We start from the raw sequence: 17,473 nt of genomic DNA, 5'->3' as shown, positions 1-17,473 counted from the left end.
TGCACTGCGGTATCGGCCCTGTAAACCACCCCGGACAGGCCCCGCAGGTGTCGCAATTGCAGCAATGCATATGAATGTTACGTTTTTACGCTTGAGGCTTTTGTACTGGTGAGGCATCATTGCTATAAATGAGAATCTTTCTCAATACATTACATGTCCAATAACCGCACCTGCGCTGAAAACCCAACTTCTGACGAGGTATCCAAATAATGCGTGTTTCGATTCTGGCTGGCGCCGTTGCTGCGTTGACCCTGACTGCTTCGGCCTTCGCGGCTGAATACCCGATTGGCAAGCCGCTGCTCAAGGGCGGTATGGAAATCGGTGCTGTGTACCTGCAACCGATCAAGATGGACCCGGAAGGCATGATGCGCAAGGCGGAAGAATCGGACATTCACCTTGAGGCCGATATCCACGCGCTGAAGAACAACCCCAACGGTTTTGCCGAAGGCGAATGGATGCCGGCACTGCTGGTGAAGTATGAAGTCACCAAAGTGGGTACCAACCAGAAAGTGTCGGGCGACATGATGGCCATGGTGGCCAACGATGGCCCGCACTACGGTGACAACGTGAAACTGTTTGGCCCGGGCAAGTACAAACTGCACCTGACCATCCTGCCGCCGTCCAAGAACCCGATGGGTCACTTTGGCCGCCATGTGGACAAGGAAACCGGTGTGGGCCCGTGGTTTGAAACCATCACCAACGATTACGAGTTCACCTTCGCCGGTACTGGCAAGAAGGGTGGCTATTGATCGGTCCGTCTTGCTGACGGAATGCAGATGGGCGTGCAGCGAGGCTGTGCGCCCTTTTGTGCTTGAATCGGCAGCCCGATGTCGTTGTCATGCCGCGCCCCGACATGAACGTTGTTAAAGGAATAAGAGCAATGCGCAAGACCCTGTTTGCACTGGCCCTGGGCCTGGCGACGCTGACCGGTACGGCCATGGCCGATGAGCCGCACGAAGTCAAAATCGAGTTCAAGGATGGCAAGGCCAACCCGACCGAGTTGACCGTGCCGGCGGGCAAGAAGATCCGCGTGGTGCTGACCAACACCGGCACGCAGGCGGCAGAATTCGAAAGCACGCAACTGCGCAAGGAAAAGGTACTGGGCCCTGGCGTGACCTCGTTCGTGATCCTGGCGCCGCTCTCGCCGGGTGAGTACACCTGGTTTGATGATTTTCACCAGGCAACGGCCAAGGGCAAGATCATCGCCAAATAATGCTGAACCCGGCGCTTGAAGGGCTGGCTGCGCTATGTGCGCTGGCCTTGCGGGGTGATGAGGGTGGTGTTTTTTGTGTTTTTCAAGCGTTGCCCAGGCCCGGATTTGCGGCGCCTGGACAAGCAAGACCTGGTTGTTTCTGGAGAATGCTAAGCATTCTCACCAGATAAGCCGTTATGATGTGCGCTCACAAGGCATGACGGTTGGAAGGAAGGCGGCAGCAATGCAGCAAAGATGCAGTATCCCGGCAAAGAAAACGGTACTGGCCAGTGCAGCTGACTGGCTGGCGCAGCACCGTGGCGCCATCATCACCGCGCAGTGGGTGGTGGTGGTGTTTTACGTCTCTTTGCTGGTGTTCCCGGTATTACGGCCGCTGCCGGACTCAGACGCACGTATCCTTAATAACCTGACGGTGTTTGCCCAGTTCCTGTTCTGGGGGATCTGGTGGCCGTTTGTGTTGCTCTCCATGGTGCTGTTCGGCCGCTTGTGGTGTGGCGTGCTCTGTCCGGAAGGCGCGTTGTCAGAGTGGAGTAGCCGCTTTGGCCTGAACCTGCCGCTGCCGCGCTGGATGCGCTGGTCGGGCTGGCCGTTTGTCGCGTTTGCCGGGACCACCATCTATGGCCAGATGGTCAGTGTCTATCAATATCCCAAAGCGGTGATCGTGGTGCTGGGCGGCTCTACCGTGGCCGCCATGATCATCGGTTTTCTGTACGCGCGTGACCGCCGCGCCTGGTGCAAATACCTGTGCCCGGTCAACGGCGTGTTCAACATGCTCTCGCGTCTGGCGCCCATTCACTTCAAAGTCGACAAAGAAGCCTGGAAGCAGTCCTACCACGGCCATAAAGTGATCCCGATTGTCTGTGCGCCGATGGTGCCGATGCGCGATATGCAAGGCAACGCGGATTGCCATATGTGCGGCCGCTGCAGTAGCCACCGTGATGCAATCACGCTGACCGTGCGCTCGCCCAACGAAGAAGTCGTGCGCGTCGGCCCACCCAAAGATGCCCGCTGGCAAAGCGTGCTGGTGCTGTTCGGTATGCTGGGTCTGGCTATTGGCGCGTTCCAGTGGACGGTCAGCCCGTGGATGATCACCATCAAGCAGACGCTGGCGGAATGGCTGATCAACCACAACATCATGTGGCCGCTGGAAAAATCGCTGCCCTGGTTCATCTTCACCAATTACCCGCAGCAAAATGACGTGTTCACGCTGCTGGATGGTTCGCTGGTGGTGGCCTGGATTGTTACGGTCGGGCTGGTGATGGGCGCGGCGCTCACCGCTATTCTGGCTCTCGCCAACCGCTTGCTGGGGCCGTGGCAGATGCGCCGCTTTCACCATCTGGTGCTGGGGCTGATTCCACTGGCGGGCTGTGGCTTGTTCCTTGGCCTGTCGGCAACCTCTATCACCATTCTCAAGCCCGAAGGCGTCTCGCTGCTGTGGGTAAGCCCGGTGCGCATCACCATGCTGGTGCTCGCCAATCTGTGGAGTCTGGGGCTGGCGGCCGGCATTGTGCGTCAGTACGCTGCACCGCTGTGGCGACAGGCATCGGCGTGGACCGTGTTTATCGCGGCGCTGGCGCTGATCGATCTGACCTGGTGGTTGATGTTCTGGGGCTGGTAAGCAGCGCCCCATAAAAAAAGCCCGTCTGGATGACGGGCTTTTTTGTTGCGTGTTCGAGCTCAACTGGCCGGGTTGATCTGGCCGACAACGCCGCGACCAGAGCGGCGCAGTTGTCCGCGGTACCACCAGGTCCAGCCCGCCAGCGCACCGTAAATGCCGTAGCTGATCCACGGTGCCACCAGCAAAAACTGCGCGACCGGAATAACCTTGACCAGCCACAGGCGCAGTACGGTCTCGGCCAGCAAACCACCGCCCCAGACCAGCGCCATGAGCGTCATCCAGCCGGCCACGCGGCCATTGGCATCAATAAACAACTGCTCGAAGCGCGCTTTGCTAAAACCTGGCTCGCGGGCCAGTGCGGCCTGGGCCAGATAATAAGTCAGCGGCCGGCGCAGTAAGGCTGAAACCAGGAAAACCAGGCCGATTGCGCCCGTGATCAGCGATTCACGCATCAGCATCAGCGACGGGCTACCCCCCAGCATGACCGCGCCCAGCGACAACAAAATGCCGGCCACCACCAGGGCGCTCATGGCATCCAGCCGGCGGTGGCGGATCAGCCCGACGGCGCTCCAGATTACCGGCGGCAGGGCGGAGGCCAGCAGTGCGTTGTGCTCGCCCCAGCGCGGCAGGCTCTGGTTGTAAACCAGCCAGGGCAAAATGAAGTTAACCAGGATTTCGACAACAACGCCGGGTTTGATTCGTTGCAGCAAAGAGAGCTTCATGATGCGGCCTGATGGAGGGGTAATGGCCGTCAGTATGCGGGGTGGCGCAATACCTGTCGGATTGTGCGACGAACTGCGCAAAAAGACGGATCAAACGCCCCAGGGGTCGATGTAGCGTATTTTGCGATACGGGCTGTTGGGCCATGCGGTGTAGCGGTTGTAGGCCACCGGCCGGCCAGACATGGCGATCGCCCAGCGGGCAATGGCGTTCTGGGTGGGGGCGCGTTCGCCATGCAGCCCGCACATCACCATGATCACGATGGCGCTGGCCAGCACAAAATGATGGGTCGGGCGCGAATCAAGCGCGGACAACAGTGTCCAGGTCAGGCTGACCAGCGTGCCCAGCGCCACACCGGCCACTACTTCAGAAACCGAGTGCTTGTGCAGCACCAGCCGCGAAATACCGATGACCAGCGCGAACAGCCAGCCCAGTAGATAGGCGCTGCCATGATTGCGCGGCGGCATGCGTTGCACGATCCACACCGCCAGAGTCGGGTAGATCGCCATCGAGAGCGTGGTGTGGCCGCTGGGGCCGGTGAAATCCAGCGATTCGATCCCGATGCCCCAGCCCAGAAAGGCCAGTTTGGCGCCAAGCACCACCGCCAGTGCCGGGGTGAACAGCAATAGCCAGATCGTGGCGCAGCGCCAGGCTTTTTCATAAAGCATCCAGCCAACCAGCACCGCGGCGACCGGCAGCAACAGCGCCGAATCACCAAAGTTGGTCACAATCTGCCAGATTTGCCAGGCGGCCATGAGTGTCCTGTTGGAGGGGGCGAAGAATGGTCTGACTGTCGTATGCTGTAATTGTTGCAATGCAACCAGAAGAAAAGCCAGTCATTTGCGATTGGCCTGCTGCTATTGTGAACCATCTCGCAAGCCGTTGTGGCCGCGCTGGACGCAACGCAAACGAAAAAGCCGGATCAGCAATCGCTGAATCCGGCTTTTCGTGAAATCTGGTCGGGGTGAGAGGATTCGAACCTCCGGCCTCTACGTCCCGAACGTAGCGCTCTACCAGGCTAAGCTACACCCCGATTTCTGTGACTTCGCAAGCTGTGCCGCTCGCGAAGAAACGGGATTATGTCTGCGGCCCTAAAGCCTGTCAACTGTTTCTAGCTATTTCTGTGAATGGCCAGATCGGCCAGTGCCAGGAGGGCGCGCTTGGCCGGGCTGTCAGGCACGCCTTCCAGTTCTGCCTTGGCGCGATCAGCTTCTGCCGTTGCAATCTGCCGGGCGTAATCCAGTGCACCGGTGGCGTGAATGGCGCGGCTGACGTCGTCAAAACGGTCACGGCTGGCGTGCGTCAAAGCCTCACGCACGGCGTTGGCATGCTCAGGCGCACCGTGGCGCATGACATAAATCAGCGGCAGGGTCGGCTTGCCTTCGGCCAGGTCATCGCCCAGGTTCTTGCCGATTTCTTCGGTGTGGCCAGAGTAATCCAGCACATCGTCAATAATCTGGAATGCCGTACCCAGGTGCATGCCGTAACGGGCAAAGGCCGCTTCGGTGGCGGTATCCACGCCGGCCAGAATGGCGCCAAGGCGCGAGGCCGCTTCAAACAGCTTGGCCGTCTTGTACTGGATAACCTGCAGATAGCCGGCTTCGTCGATATCGACGTTACCGATGTTCATCAGTTGCAGCACTTCGCCTTCAGCAATGATGTTGGTGGCTTCAGCCAGTACTTCCATGACGCGCATGGAGCCGACCGACACCATCATCTGGAACGAGCGGGTGTAGACGAAGTCGCCCACCAGCACGCTGGCGGCATTGCCGAACAGGGCATTGGCGGTTTCGCGGCCGCGGCGCAGAGCAGATTCATCCACCACATCGTCATGCAGCAAGGTGGCGGTATGGATGAACTCGATGACGGCCGCCAGGGTGTGGTGATGCTCGCCTTGATAGCCCAGCGCACGGGCTGTCAGCAGCACCATGATCGGGCGCAGCCGCTTGCCGCCGGAAGAAACAATATATTCACCGACCTGGCGCACCAGCACGACATCTGAATAGAGCTGTTTGCGAATCAGGGCGTCAACCGCCGTCATGTCCTGGTCGACGACCGATTTGACCAACTCCATTGCCACGAGCGCCTCGCTTGAACTGGTATTGAATAAACACGCAATTTTAGCATGGAACGGCCGTTTTCTTCGACCGCGTTGATGTTCAGACGGGCAAGCAGGCCGGATGGCCGCGTGGACCAGGGTTTTCCCGCGGGTCGGTTTGCCGTTTGAAATGCGATAAGTGTTTGACGGGTAAAGAAGATCGCGCTATAGTCGCCGATTCTTTCCGCAAGGGCGGGAAGGCTGTGTCTGCAAAGGCACGGTTTCTTGGGCGCAAACTCTTTGGAGCTTGTTAAATGTATGCAGTCGTAAAAACCGGTGGCAAGCAGTACAAAGTTGTCGTCGGCGAAAAACTTAAAGTAGAACAGATTGCTGCAGACATCGACAGCCAGATCGTACTGAATGAAGTATTGATGGTGGCAAACGGTGATGCAGTGACGATCGGTACCCCTGTGGTAGCCGGCGCCGCCATCAAGGCAACTGTCGTGTCGCATGGTCGTGGTGAGAAGGTTCGCATTTTCAAGATGCGTCGCCGTAAGCACTACCAGAAGCACGCTGGTCATCGCCAGAACTACACTGAAATCCGCATCGATTCCATCGACGCGTAATCCATCAGGAGCTAACTAACCATGGCACACAAAAAAGCTGGCGGTAGTTCCCGTAACGGCCGCGACTCGCATGCCAAACGTCTGGGCGTCAAAGCCTACGGTGGCGAGCTGATCAACGCCGGTTCGATCATCGTGCGTCAACGCGGTACCGAGTTCCACCCGGGCACCAACGTTGGCATGGGCAAGGATCACACCTTGTTCGCGCTGGTTGACGGTTACGTCAAGTTCATGATCAAGGGCGCGCAAAAGCGTCGCACCGTGTTCATCGAACCGTACGAAGGTGAAGTGATCGAAGTTGCTTAAGCAACAACGATGACGGATCAAAAAAGCCCTGTCCTGTGATGGGGCTTTTTGTTTATGGGCAGGGTTTGTAGCCCATCTGCCAGTCAACCGGATAGTGTATCCGGCTAACTGGACTGATTTGTTTGATGTTTGCCGTTGTTGCCGTCAAAAGCGGCACTATTTATATAATGTTTTAGCATCCGCATACCCGTAGCCTGGGTAGCTGCGGTTTTTTGGGGCGCTGACCGCATACAAGGCGGCCAGTTCTGTGAATACCGTTCACGCCTAACCCCTCACTGGAAAGCAGAATTCACCATGAAATTCATTGACGAAGCCAGAATTGAAGTCATCGCCGGTAAAGGCGGGAAAGGGTCGGCCAGTATGCGCCGCGAGAAATTCATTCCGCGTGGCGGCCCCGATGGCGGCGACGGCGGCCGTGGCGGCAGCCTGTGGGCCGTGGCGGATGAAGACATCAATACCCTCGTAGACTATCGCTTCGTCAAGAAATACAAGGCGCAGGATGGCGAGTCCGGCCGTGGTGCCGATTGCTACGGCGCCGCCGGTGACGACATTGAACTGCGCATGCCGGTCGGTACGGTGATCGTCGACGCTGAAACCGAAGAAGTCGTTGCCGATCTGACGCACAACGGTCAGCGCGTTTGCGTGGCCAAGGGCGGCAAGGGCGGCTGGGGCAACATCCACTTCAAGTCGTCCGTGAACCGCGCCCCGCGCCAGACCACGCCGGGCGAAGCAGGCGAGCGTCGTGAACTGAAACTGGAACTGAAAGTGCTGGCCGACGTCGGCCTGCTGGGCATGCCCAACGCCGGCAAGTCCACGTTCATCCGCGCTGTATCTGCCGCCAAACCCAAAGTGGCCGATTACCCCTTCACCACACTGCACCCCAATCTGGGCGTGGTGCGTATTGATGACAACCGCAGCTTTGTGGTCGCCGATATCCCCGGTCTGATCGAAGGCGCCGCGGAAGGCGCTGGCCTGGGTCATCGCTTCCTCAAGCATCTGACCCGCACGGGTGTGCTGCTGCACATCGTTGATCTGGCGCCGTTTGATGAAGGCGTTGATCCGGTGGCAGAAGCCAATGCAATCGTAGAAGAACTGCGCAAGTACGATGAAGAACTGCACGACAAGCCGCGCTGGCTGGTGCTGAACAAGCTCGACATGGTGCCGGAAGAAGAGCGCGCCGAACGCGTGGCGAACTTCCTCAAGGAATACGGCTGGGATGGCGGCGAGCCGGACCCGTACAAGCCGTTTGATCCGATGCAGCGCCGCATGTTCACCATTTCCGGTCTGACTGGCGATGGTTGTAAAGAACTGACCTGGGCGATCATGGATTACCTGGATGCCGTGCGCGCCATGCGCAAGGAAGAGGCCGCCCACGCTGCCGATCACGCCCCGACGCCGACGCCCAATGTCTGCGAAGGTCTGACGCCGGAAGAATGTGCCGCCGCGCTGCGTCACGTGGACGGCGACGAGGCTTGAGCCTCTCCGTAGCGTATCTGATCCTGGCGCATGGCCAGCCTGCCCAGTTGGGCCGGCTGGTCGCGCGCCTGAATGCGCCTGGTGTGCGTTGCTATCTGCATATCGACGCCAGAACGGATCAAGCTACTTTTGATGCGATCAAGGCAGCCATGCCGGCAACGGCAGCGGTCACCTTTATTGCCCGCCGCCCCTGTCGCTGGGGCGGGTTTTCTCTGGTGGACGCAACGCTGGATCTGGTTCGCGCTGCGCTCAAGGATGGCTTTGACTGGGCGCAGTTATTGTCCGGCGCCGATTACCCCATCAAGACCACCGAACACATCAGCGCCTGGCTTACCCGGGCCACTGCCGCAGGGTTTATTGATCTGCGCGCGCAAGATGAATTTGATGTGCGCTACCGCTGGCAAGCGTATTTCCCGGAACAACTCAACGGCACACGTCCCGGCAAAGTCCTGCAAAAACTGCAGCGTGGCCTGAACCGGCTGGGTCTGCGGCGCAGCCTACCCGCGCCATTGACGCGCGTCTGGGCGGGTTCGCAATGGTGGTGTCTGTCGCAATCGGCCTGCAAAGCGCTCATCGGATTTGTGGATCAGCACCCGCAGGTGCCGGCCTTTTTCCGCAGCACGCTGGTGCCCGACGAAATGTTTGTCCAGACCGTGCTGATGGCCACTGCTTGTGGCCCGGAACTGGCCTCGCACAATCTGCATCAGTTGCGCTGGCAAGAAAACGCCTGGTCGCCGGCAGAATTCACGGCGGCCGACGTGCCGCAACTGATCGCCAGCCCGGCCCTGTTTGCCCGCAAGTTCTCGCCCGATGGTGATGCCGCAGCCGCCCTTGATGCGGCGTTGAACATCACACACTCTGTCTAGTCAGGCCCATGAAACGCGTGCAAGCGCGTAAAATGCGCCCTTTGTGCCAACACCGCCCGCATGCAATCTACAGAATCTCCGCTTGCCGAGTTTTTCCAGCCCGGGTTTAACCCGGCTGATCTGGCGCCGCTGGCGAGCCTCTTGCGCGCGCGCGAATCGGTCGGCGCGCTGATCACACTCTTTCGCGGTGGCGAAGACGAAGTCATGGTGCGGCTTTTGATGCTGCGGGTGATTGGCTCACGCGCAGATGCCCCGCGCTGGAGCCCGCAAGAGCTGGAAACGCATTTCTCGTACATCAACCCGGTCAAGCGCGACACGGTGCTCAAGCGCCTGCGTGAAAACGGGCTGTTGGTGTGGGATAGCGATGAAGGCTTGTACAGTCTGTCTGAATCGGCCCGGATCGCGCTGGCCGCCATTGCCACGCTGACCCAGTTTGCCGATGGCGACGCGGAACTTGGCTATTTGACCGCGCAGGTGGCGGCCGGTCAGGCCGTGGGCAATGTCTCGCCCGAATCCCTGCAGCACTTGCACGCCCGCCTCAATGAATTGCACGCCGACTTTGAAGAAGCGCTGGAATCGCAGTCGGAATTCCAGATCCGCAAGGCGCGCGCCAAGCTGCAAAGCGTGTGGAACTGGGTCGAGAAGGGCACGGAAGTAGTCCGCTCAGTGCTGGAAGACGAATCGGGCGAGCGCCATGTTCAGCAGGTGGCACAAGCCATTGCGCTGGCGCAGGGCCGCATGTTGCGCATGACCAGTGTGTTCCAGCGCCGCCTTGCGGAACTGGGCGCACAGCGCGTGCACCTGGGCCAGTCCGGCCTGACTTCGACCAACGTGGCCGACTGGCTGCGTGATCGCTCGCAAGAAGAACTGGCGGGTCTGGGGCGTGATCTGCTGACGTTCCATCCCGAGCCCGGATTTGCGGTCTCGGACATCTTGCTGGATGTGACCGAGTTCGAATTGCTGGAGCGTGAGCGCGAACAGATCGTCGAAGGCGAACTACCCGCATCCGAGTTCTCGCCCTCCGTTACCGCGCTGGAGGCCGAACGCCTGGTCCACGCGGAAGAGTTGTTTGAACTGCTCCAGGGTATCAACCTGGAAACCTCTCTTGCCAGCGCCGTGCTGGCCGACACCTACCCGGAAACCGCTTACCGCCTCTCGCTGCTGTCTTTGCTGGGCGACCAGGAGGCCGCACTGGAACAGAGCGTGGTGGCGGACCTCGTGAAGCTGCCGCTGGCCCTGGTGACCGAAGATGTTGTGGACGAAATAGATCACCCGGATGTCGCCACGCTGACACGTGGCAGTCTACGGCCGTTAGACGGTGTAAAATCATGACTGTATCCGAGTGTATCCAGGACCAGTCATGAGTCTTCTTGATGATTTGAAGCAACAAGCGCAGTCACAGGCAATTGATCACGAACAACTGCGCCAGGAGCAAGAGCGCAAACAGCGTGAGGTGGACGAAGGCCTGCGCCGTGCGTTCAGCTATTTTTACGAGCTCACCGAACAATTGAAGGTGATCCGCCCGGCCAACTCGCACCGGTATCTGATCTGGGGCGTGGGCGAGTGGGCGGGCCTGACCTTTGACAAAGCCGCGACTGATCTGCGCACGAAACGCATCGACGCCACAGAAGTGGCCGCAATGCTTGAATTTGCGGTGATCTGGCAAGCCCCGCAAGCGCTGGTGGCCAGTTACACCTCGCAGGCAGAAGCCAATTACCTGAAAGACAAGCTGTGGCAGCTGGGCTGCCGGCTTGAAGAAAAAATCACCCGCAATGCCGAGGCACGCGCGGTGCGCTTTACAGTCAACATCGAGCCTGTGCTCCCTACGCGTGTGCGCTTTGAAGGCCTGCACGAAGAAGGGCGCATCAAGCTCACCGTCCGCAACCTGGATGAACTGCGCGAAGACAGCATCGTGATCGAGCCCAAAGAGTGTGGCCCGGCATTGTGCGAACAACTGGCTTGCGTGCTCCTGGGCAAACCAGGCCAGATTGCGACGCTGCTGAAACGCTAACCCGGATTTACATGGATCAAGCCCTGAACATTCTGGTGGCGCGCCTGCTGGCGCACCGCTTCATTCCCCGCAAAGACCCGCTGGCGCGCCGCGCGCTGATTGACGAAGCCTTTCGTGAAAGCCTGGAACGCCGGCTGGAAGAGTGCGGCCTGCAGTTGCTGGAAAACCCCTACGCCGAACACATTGCCGTGGGCCTGAAGCCAGAGATGGAAGACTGGGTCTTTGGCGAGGGCGAGAACTGGCTGTCCAACAATATGGGCTTGCCGCGCGATGCCATTGCGCTGCTGGTTGTGGTCTGGGCGCTGATCATTTTGCCCAAGCGCGAACGCCAGATTGCCCGCGCTTCTGCCGCGGGCGACACGCAAACTGACATGTTCGGCACGGAAAAACCCATTGTGCGCGGTGAAGAAGTGGCGACGGGTGTGCCGGAAGATGCGGTGTATGCCGACTTTGGCAAAAAGCTGGGCGGCAAGTCGCGCTTTTCCATGAACCTGGGGCAACTGGCCAAACTGGGTTTTGTGATCCGCCGCAACAAGATGATCCACGAAGGGCCGTTGCTGGATCTGATGATCGATTACACCCGCCTCGCACCCCGCATTATCGAAGGCGCGCTGGCCGAAGTGCTCAAGCTGACGGGCACCCGCATTGCGGTCGATGAAGATGGCAGCAGCGAAGATGATCCCGAAGACACGACCGAAACCGCCGCGGGGGAAGAAGTTTAAATGTTCCAGATCCGCGAACTTGAAATGATCCACTGGGACTTCTGGCGCGCCATCCGCGTGCCGCTGGATGCCCAGATTGTCACCATTGTCGGCCCCAACGGCTCTGGCAAAACCACCTTGCTTGATGCCCTGCGCACGTTGCTGGCGCTTAAATGTTCGGGCCGGCGTGACTACAAACGCTATGTGCGCAACAACCGCGAAAACTACGCCTGGCTGCGCGGCGTGGTATCCAACCCGCGCCGCGAGGCCGGCGGCTTGTTCCCCACGCTGTTTTTCCCGGCGACCAGTGAAGTGGTCACGCTGTTTTGCCGTATCCGCAAACAAGGTGGCGACTGGATGCGCCAGTACGCCATTGCCGAGGGCGATGTCACGCTGGATGCGCAGACCGAAAGCACCTTGCAGTGGCTGGGCGTCAACGAATACAAGCGCCGGCTGGAGCAAGCCGGGCTGACCCCGGCGATTGCCGAAGTGCTGGCGCTGGAACAGGGCGATACCGACAAACTGTGCGAATACTCGCCCAAGGCGTTGCTGGAACTGGTGTTCCAGGTGTTTGGCGACAAACAAGTGCTGGATCACTACGCCGAAGCCAAGCTGCGGCTGAAAGAAGCCGAGGGCGAACTGGCCAAGATGGAGCAGCAACTGGCCCAGGTCGGGCTGGATGTCGAGCGCCTCAAGCTGCGCGGCAATAATTATCTGGAATGGCGTTCGCTGCAGGACGATATCGAAAAACTCGAACAGCAAGCGGTGCCCGCGCTCAAGTATGTTGAGCAATGGGAAAGCCTGCGCGGTTATATCAACCAGTTCCGCGGCGCCCGCAAAAGCCTGCGCCAGAAACAGGACGAACTGGACGCGCTGGATGTGCAGTATCGCGCCATTGCCGGCGGGCAGGAATCTGCCCAGTCGCAAGAAGAGGCCGCGCGCAAAGAGCACGATGAGGCTTATGCCACGTTCCAGGTGGCGCGTGATGCCGCGCGCGATAGCGAAAAAACCATGAAAGAGGCCGAGCGCCTGCGCCAGCTGGCCGAAGCCGAGCATGGCGCAGATGGCGTGTCGCTCAACGACAGACTGGCGCAACAGCGTGAGTCCGCCGCCAGACTCAAGCAGTCGATCAAGCTGATGAAGGACGAACGTCAGGAGCTGGCGCAAGCCCAGTTTGCCCTGCAGCAAGGCCGTCAGCCGCATCCGGACTTTGTGAACCGCATGCGCGCGGCGCTGGATGAAGCCGGCATCGCGCACCAGTTGCTGACCGAGATCGTGGAAGTGCGCGACCACAGCTGGCAAGACGCGGTCGAAGCGTTGCTGGCGCCGTACCGTCATATCATCTTGCTTAACCGCGCCAGTGATCGCAAAGAAGCGTTCGGCATCGGGCAGCAACTGAAATACCGCCATTTCATCGTGCCGGAGCGCGAGCCGGTGGAACGTGCCAATCGCAATTCAATTCTGGAAGTGGTCGACTTCAAGGCCGACGCACCGGGCTGGCTGGTGGGTTTGTTGAACCGCACGCAGCGGGCAAAATCCGTGGCCGATGGCGAACATCTGGATGGCGACTGGATTACCCGCGATGGCTACCACAAGGAACGCCGCGGCGCGCGCGACATTTCGGCGCGCCCGGGCGACTACGCCTTTGGCGAGGCCGCCCGCCAGTCGCGCCTGAACGAAACCACACGCCGCCTGCGCGATCTGAACGAACAACTGCTGGATGACGAAGGCAAACTGGTCGAACTGGAGCGCGATATCTCGGCGCTGCAACAATCACTCATGGGTATGCAGGCGGTGGTGCAACTGGCCGCACGCCAGGAAGAATTCGCCGCCGTGGCAGAACGCTGGCCGGCCGAGCAACAGCGCGTGCAAGAAGCCGGCGCCGCCATGGCAATGGCCCAGGCCAGTTGGGACGAAGCCCGCAAACTGCGTGAAGAAGGGCGCCTGGGTTACGAGAAACTCAAGGATCGCCGCGAGCAGCTGGACCGCGCAGTCAACACCGAGCTGGAGCAACTGGCCCGCCAGCGCGACGAGCAAACACGCCGCGTGAATGATTTGCGCAAATCCCGCGCCGCCATGCCGGACGAAGTGCGCAGCGCCGAGCGCCTGCGTGTACTGCGCGACAAATATGGCTCTGCGCGCGAAGTCCAGCATATGGTCGAGCGTGAACGTGAACGTCTGGCGCAAATGGAATGGGAAACCGATCCGACCATTCTCGCCCGGCGCGACAAAGTGGCCGACGACTACAACGCGCTGGAGCACGACACCCACGCGCACCGCAACGAAGTGCAGCGTACCGAACAACTCACCGACGAAGCGCGCGGCGCCTACATCAACAAACTCAAGGCTACCGTGCGGGAGTACGGCCGCAACCTCAAGCGCCTGGGCGAGCTCTCTGGTATTGATGTCGAAACCGACCTGCCGCACCTGGAAAACGATGATCTGATCTTGTCCCAGGCCGGCCTGACCGTGCGTTTCAACTTTGACCAGAAAGGCATGATGGGCCTGAACGATGGCGAAGCCTCGGGCGGCCAGCAGGTGATGAAGTCCCTGATCATGCTGATCGGCCTGATGATGGATGACGCCAACCCGTCCGGCTTTGTGTTTATTGATGAGCCGTTTGCCCACCTGGACATCTTTAACATTGACCGCGTCGGTGGCTTTTTGAAAGCAACGCAAGCGCAATATCTGATCACCACGCCGCTGACGCATAACACCAACGTCTATGGCCCAAGTGAACTCACGCTGACCACGCGCAAGAAGCAACCAGGTGAAACCTGGGCGCCGGTGATTGCACAAACGCGCCGGCGCGTGCGCGCGCCGGTCACAGCGGAGTAACCCTTTGCTGCATGGCCGGTGAAGTGCCGACCATTCAGCAGGCGCCTGCCATCGCGCCGGATTGCCACTAAACTGGATAGATATCAGCAAAACACCTGTCCTGCGTGGTGCAGGCGGGGCATAAAGAAAAGCGATGAATCTGGATCAATTCAGGGCAAAGTGCGCCGCCTTGCCCGGTGCAACCCGCGATATCAAATGGCAAACGCGGGAAGTCTGGTCGGTCGCCGGCAAAATGTTTGCGGTGCTCAGCCTTGATAGCGGCCATCTTGCGGTCAAAGTCGGCAAAGACCGGTTTCTGGAACTGACCGACCGTCCTGGTGTGAGCCCGGCGCCGTATCTGGCGCGGCATGGCTGGATCGCCCTGGACAACACTCATACGCTGCCAGCGACAGAACTGGCCGCGCTCATCAATACCTCCTGGCGACTGGTGCGTGACAAACTGCCCGCCAAAGTACGCCATACCTTGCCTTTACCGGATCAATCACAATGACTGACAAGAAAACCCTGAAGTTGCCGCCCAAGCCGGCAGAACAAAGTGCTGGTGGCAACCGCCGCGCAGCGCGCCCCGCAGGCCGGGCCGCTGCGTTTTCCGGTGGGCAGGCGCAAAAGCCGTACCAGCATGATCCAGCCTGGCGCAGTGGCCAGGAGGGTGAAGGGCGTGGCGAAGGCCGTGCGCGCCGGGACGACAAGCCGCGTTACCAGGGCGATCGCCCCGATCGTGGCGACCGTCCGCAAGGTGATCGTCCGGCATTCCGGCGCGATGATCGCCAGGACGGCGGTCGGCATGGCGGTGAGGAACGCAGCTTTAGTGGCCAGGCCCCGCGTGCACGCGTAAAGCCGGAAGGGGGATTCCGCCGGGATGATGATCGTCCGCCGCGTGAACGCTTCGACGCTGACCGCCCGCGCGGCGAGCGCAATTTTGATGACCGCCCACGCCGGGATGAGCGTGCCGGTGGTGGCCGTTTTGAGCGCAATGAGTCGTTTGGCGATCGTCCGCCGCGTCGGGATGAGGGCGGGTTTGACCGCTCAGATCGCCCACGCCGGGATGAGCGTGCCGGCGGTGGCCGTTTTGAGCGCAATGAGTCGTTTGGCGATCGTCCGCCGCGTCGGGATGAGGGCGGGTTTGACCGCTCAGATCGCCCGCGCCGGGATGAACGCGCTGGTGGCGGCCGTTTTGAGCGCAATGAGTCGTTCGGTGATCGCCCGCCACGGCGTGAGGACGGCGGATTCGACCGCTCAGATCGTCCGCGTCGCGAAGAGGGTGCCGGTGGTGGCCGCTTCGAACGTAGTGAATCTTTCGGTGATCGCCCGGCGCGTCGCCAGGACGGTGGTTTTGATCGTGGCGACCGTCCGCGCCGTGAAGACCGTGCTGAAGGTGGCCGGTTTGAACGCAACGAGCGTCCGCGTGATTTCGACCGGGGCAACGCCCAGCAGGCGCGTGGCGGCTTCAGTCACCCGGCACCCGGCGGCGGCGCAGCGCGCCAGACCAGCACCATTACCCGCCCCCAGTCTTTCGACTGGCAAGCTACCTTGCACTATTACGCGCCGTGCCCGCGTGGTCTGGAGCGTCTGCTGGCCGATGAGCTGGAACAACTCGGCGCCCAGGCCGTACTGGCCGGCGAGGGTGGGGTCGCATTTGAGGGGCATGTTGATCTGATGTACGCGGTCAACCTGCATTCGCGCTATGCCAGCCGCATTCTGCTGCAACTGGACGAGCGGGCGTACCGGAACGAGGCCGATCTGTACCGCCTTGCCACCCGCATCGACTGGCCGTCGCTGTTTGACGTCTCACGCACCATCAAGGTCAATGTGACCGCGCAACACAGCGGCCTGCGCAGCATTGATTTTGTCGCGCTCAAGATCAAGGACGCGATCTGCGACGTGTTCCGTACCATCAATGATGAGCGCCCCAGTGTGGATACCCATAATCCGGATATCCGTATTCAGGTGTTCCTCACGGACCGTCTGGCCACCCTGTATATAGATACCTCGGGCGAGCCGCTGTTCAAGCGCGGTTACCGTCTGGATAGTGGTGAAGCACCACTGCGGGAAAACCTGGCCGCCGGCCTGCTGGGTCTGGCGGGCTGGCATGGTGATCGTCCGCTGTTTGATCCCATGTGCGGCAGCGGCACGTTCCTGATCGAAGCCGCTCAGATTGCGCTGGGTCTGGCGCCGGGTCGCCTGCGCAATTTCGGTTTCGAAAAGCTGTTTGCATTTGATGCCGCAGCCTGGGCGGACTGCAAGGCGCGGGCCGAAGCCGCAATCAAAACCGACTTGCCATTCCCGATCACAGGCAGCGATCGTGATCTGCAGGCCGTGGATATCGCTTTGCGCAATATTGAAGCCGCAGGCTTGCAAGGCAAGATCAAGGTGCAAGTCGGGGACGTGTTGCTGGCCCAGGCGCCTGCGACCGAGGGTGTACTGATCACCAACCCGCCTTATGGCGTACGTCTGGAAGAGCAGGAACAACTGAGCGAGTTCTACCCGCAACTGGGCGACGCCCTCAAACAGCGTTTCACCGGCTGGAACTCTTATCTGCTGACGGCAGATCTGCGCCTGCCCAAACTCATCCGCCTGAACGCCACCAAGCGCATCCCGGTTTATAACGGTGCGCTCGATTGCCGGCTGTATGAGTTCAAGGTAGTGGCAGGTTCCAATCGCCAGAGCTGAGCGCACATATATATGTATATGTTGTACGCCGGATAAACAGAAAGGCCGCCCACAAGGGCGGCCTTTCTGTTTTTTGTCTGGTTTGCCTTGTTTCTGGCGATGCAGCGGGCGCATCACACGCCTGTTTCAAACACAAATCCGGGCCTGAAATATCATCACGTAACAAATCTGAAATGAAATTAAATCCGAATTTCCTTACGGATCAGTCTCTTGTCGAGAAGGCGGGAAATTTGTTGCAGGAAGGTGTTGACGGGTGTCGGGGAGGCCCGTATAGTTCGGTTTCTCCGCTGCAGACACAACAGCGAAACAGCGAAAACGAAGAGTCTAGCAGGTTTCGTAGTGGATGTGGCAAACGATCTTTAACAAATTACAGCCGATGAGTGTGGGTGCCTG

General features: G+C 60.0%; 16 protein-coding genes and 1 tRNA gene. 13 read left to right on the top strand and 4 right to left on the bottom strand.

The window, feature by feature from the left end; all coding sequences use genetic code 11:
* The first annotated feature begins 209 nt into the window (after nucleotides 1–209).
* The 3 genes from IEX57_RS18225 to IEX57_RS18215 all read left to right on the top strand — a co-directional run bounded on the left by IEX57_RS18225 (nucleotide 210) and on the right by IEX57_RS18215 (nucleotide 2,831).
* Nucleotides 210–749, top strand: a complete 540-nt coding sequence (locus tag IEX57_RS18225) for an iron transporter (RefSeq protein WP_188706250.1) — start codon at nucleotides 210–212, stop codon at nucleotides 747–749.
* Nucleotides 750–880: 131 nt separating this feature from the next.
* Nucleotides 881–1,213, top strand: coding sequence for a cupredoxin domain-containing protein (locus IEX57_RS18220; RefSeq protein ID WP_188706248.1), 333 nt, complete (start codon nucleotides 881–883; stop codon nucleotides 1,211–1,213).
* A 223-nt stretch (nucleotides 1,214–1,436) separates the two neighbouring features.
* Nucleotides 1,437–2,831, top strand: coding sequence for a 4Fe-4S binding protein (locus tag IEX57_RS18215; RefSeq protein ID WP_188706246.1), 1,395 nt, complete (start codon nucleotides 1,437–1,439; stop codon nucleotides 2,829–2,831).
* Between the two features lie 59 nt (nucleotides 2,832–2,890).
* Here IEX57_RS18215 and IEX57_RS18210 read toward each other — a convergent pair whose 3' ends face one another.
* The 4 genes from IEX57_RS18210 to ispB form a co-directional block, all read right to left on the bottom strand.
* Nucleotides 2,891–3,553: a VC0807 family protein gene (locus IEX57_RS18210; RefSeq protein WP_188706244.1), complete on the bottom strand. Its 663-nt coding sequence runs from the start codon at nucleotides 3,551–3,553 to the stop codon at nucleotides 2,891–2,893.
* A 90-nt stretch (nucleotides 3,554–3,643) separates the two neighbouring features.
* A complete protein-coding gene (locus tag IEX57_RS18205) occupies nucleotides 3,644–4,306 on the bottom strand; it encodes a phosphatase PAP2 family protein (protein WP_188706242.1) in 663 nt (220 codons plus the stop codon).
* Nucleotides 4,307–4,507: 201 nt separating this feature from the next.
* A tRNA-Pro gene (locus tag IEX57_RS18200) sits at nucleotides 4,508–4,584 on the bottom strand.
* Nucleotides 4,585–4,662: 78 nt separating this feature from the next.
* Complete coding sequence (ispB, locus tag IEX57_RS18195) at nucleotides 4,663–5,625, bottom strand: octaprenyl diphosphate synthase (protein WP_188706240.1); 963 nt, start codon at nucleotides 5,623–5,625, stop codon at nucleotides 4,663–4,665.
* A gap of 278 nt (nucleotides 5,626–5,903) precedes the next feature.
* On the opposite strand from ispB, the gene rplU reads away from it, so the two are divergent.
* The 10 genes from rplU to IEX57_RS21225 all read left to right on the top strand — a co-directional run bounded on the left by rplU (nucleotide 5,904) and on the right by IEX57_RS21225 (nucleotide 17,080).
* On the top strand, nucleotides 5,904–6,215 hold the full coding sequence (gene rplU, locus IEX57_RS18190) for a 50S ribosomal protein L21 (protein WP_188706238.1): 312 nt from the start codon (nucleotides 5,904–5,906) through the stop codon (nucleotides 6,213–6,215).
* Nucleotides 6,216–6,236: 21 nt separating this feature from the next.
* A complete protein-coding gene (gene rpmA, locus IEX57_RS18185; protein WP_184102148.1) occupies nucleotides 6,237–6,518 on the top strand; it encodes a 50S ribosomal protein L27 in 282 nt (93 codons plus the stop codon).
* Between the two features lie 294 nt (nucleotides 6,519–6,812).
* Nucleotides 6,813–7,994 (top strand): GTPase ObgE, encoded by a 1,182-nt coding sequence (gene obgE / locus IEX57_RS18180; RefSeq protein WP_188706236.1) that lies wholly within the window; start codon nucleotides 6,813–6,815, stop codon nucleotides 7,992–7,994.
* A complete protein-coding gene (locus IEX57_RS18175; RefSeq protein WP_188706234.1) occupies nucleotides 7,991–8,860 on the top strand; it encodes a beta-1,6-N-acetylglucosaminyltransferase in 870 nt (289 codons plus the stop codon). The genes obgE and IEX57_RS18175 overlap by 4 nt, the downstream gene beginning before the upstream one ends.
* Before the next feature lie 60 nt (nucleotides 8,861–8,920).
* Nucleotides 8,921–10,192, top strand: a complete 1,272-nt coding sequence (locus IEX57_RS18170; RefSeq protein ID WP_188706233.1) for a hypothetical protein — start codon at nucleotides 8,921–8,923, stop codon at nucleotides 10,190–10,192.
* A 28-nt stretch (nucleotides 10,193–10,220) separates the two neighbouring features.
* Nucleotides 10,221–10,871, top strand: a complete 651-nt coding sequence (locus tag IEX57_RS18165; protein WP_188706231.1) for a hypothetical protein — start codon at nucleotides 10,221–10,223, stop codon at nucleotides 10,869–10,871.
* Nucleotides 10,872–10,882: 11 nt separating this feature from the next.
* Complete coding sequence (locus tag IEX57_RS18160) at nucleotides 10,883–11,593, top strand: hypothetical protein (protein ID WP_188706229.1); 711 nt, start codon at nucleotides 10,883–10,885, stop codon at nucleotides 11,591–11,593.
* Nucleotides 11,594–14,410, top strand: coding sequence for an AAA family ATPase (locus tag IEX57_RS18155; RefSeq protein ID WP_188706227.1), 2,817 nt, complete (start codon nucleotides 11,594–11,596; stop codon nucleotides 14,408–14,410).
* A 133-nt stretch (nucleotides 14,411–14,543) separates the two neighbouring features.
* On the top strand, nucleotides 14,544–14,900 hold the full coding sequence (locus IEX57_RS18150) for an MmcQ/YjbR family DNA-binding protein (RefSeq protein WP_188706225.1): 357 nt from the start codon (nucleotides 14,544–14,546) through the stop codon (nucleotides 14,898–14,900).
* 1,040 nt (nucleotides 14,901–15,940) lie between these two features.
* Nucleotides 15,941–17,080 (top strand): THUMP domain-containing class I SAM-dependent RNA methyltransferase, encoded by a 1,140-nt coding sequence (locus IEX57_RS21225; protein WP_373285220.1) that lies wholly within the window; start codon nucleotides 15,941–15,943, stop codon nucleotides 17,078–17,080.
* Nucleotides 17,081–17,473 lie beyond the last annotated feature (393 nt).

The sequence above is a fragment of the Silvimonas iriomotensis genome, from assembly GCF_014645535.1.
Classification (GTDB): Bacteria; Pseudomonadota; Gammaproteobacteria; order Burkholderiales; family Chitinibacteraceae; genus Silvimonas; species Silvimonas iriomotensis.
Note: the sequence above shows the minus strand (reverse complement) of the source record. Positions and strands in the feature narration are given on the sequence as shown.

Excerpts from the sequence above, each read along its gene's own strand:
- IEX57_RS18225 (WP_188706250.1), top strand. The coding sequence starts at position 210 with ATGCGTGTTTCGATTCTGGCTGGCGCCGTTGCTGCGTTGACCCTGACT.
- IEX57_RS18220 (WP_188706248.1), top strand. The coding sequence starts at position 881 with ATGCGCAAGACCCTGTTTGCACTGGCCCTGGGCCTGGCGACGCTGACC.
- IEX57_RS18215 (WP_188706246.1), top strand. The coding sequence starts at position 1,437 with ATGCAGCAAAGATGCAGTATCCCGGCAAAGAAAACGGTACTGGCCAGT.
- IEX57_RS18210 (WP_188706244.1), bottom strand. The coding sequence starts at position 3,553 with ATGAAGCTCTCTTTGCTGCAACGAATCAAACCCGGCGTTGTTGTCGAA.
- IEX57_RS18205 (WP_188706242.1), bottom strand. The coding sequence starts at position 4,306 with ATGGCCGCCTGGCAAATCTGGCAGATTGTGACCAACTTTGGTGATTCG.
- ispB (WP_188706240.1), bottom strand. The coding sequence starts at position 5,625 with ATGGAGTTGGTCAAATCGGTCGTCGACCAGGACATGACGGCGGTTGAC.
- rplU (WP_188706238.1), top strand. The coding sequence starts at position 5,904 with ATGTATGCAGTCGTAAAAACCGGTGGCAAGCAGTACAAAGTTGTCGTC.
- rpmA (WP_184102148.1), top strand. The coding sequence starts at position 6,237 with ATGGCACACAAAAAAGCTGGCGGTAGTTCCCGTAACGGCCGCGACTCG.
- obgE (WP_188706236.1), top strand. The coding sequence starts at position 6,813 with ATGAAATTCATTGACGAAGCCAGAATTGAAGTCATCGCCGGTAAAGGC.
- IEX57_RS18170 (WP_188706233.1), top strand. The coding sequence starts at position 8,921 with ATGCAATCTACAGAATCTCCGCTTGCCGAGTTTTTCCAGCCCGGGTTT.
- IEX57_RS18165 (WP_188706231.1), top strand. The coding sequence starts at position 10,221 with ATGAGTCTTCTTGATGATTTGAAGCAACAAGCGCAGTCACAGGCAATT.
- IEX57_RS18160 (WP_188706229.1), top strand. The coding sequence starts at position 10,883 with ATGGATCAAGCCCTGAACATTCTGGTGGCGCGCCTGCTGGCGCACCGC.
- IEX57_RS18155 (WP_188706227.1), top strand. The coding sequence starts at position 11,594 with ATGTTCCAGATCCGCGAACTTGAAATGATCCACTGGGACTTCTGGCGC.
- IEX57_RS18150 (WP_188706225.1), top strand. The coding sequence starts at position 14,544 with ATGAATCTGGATCAATTCAGGGCAAAGTGCGCCGCCTTGCCCGGTGCA.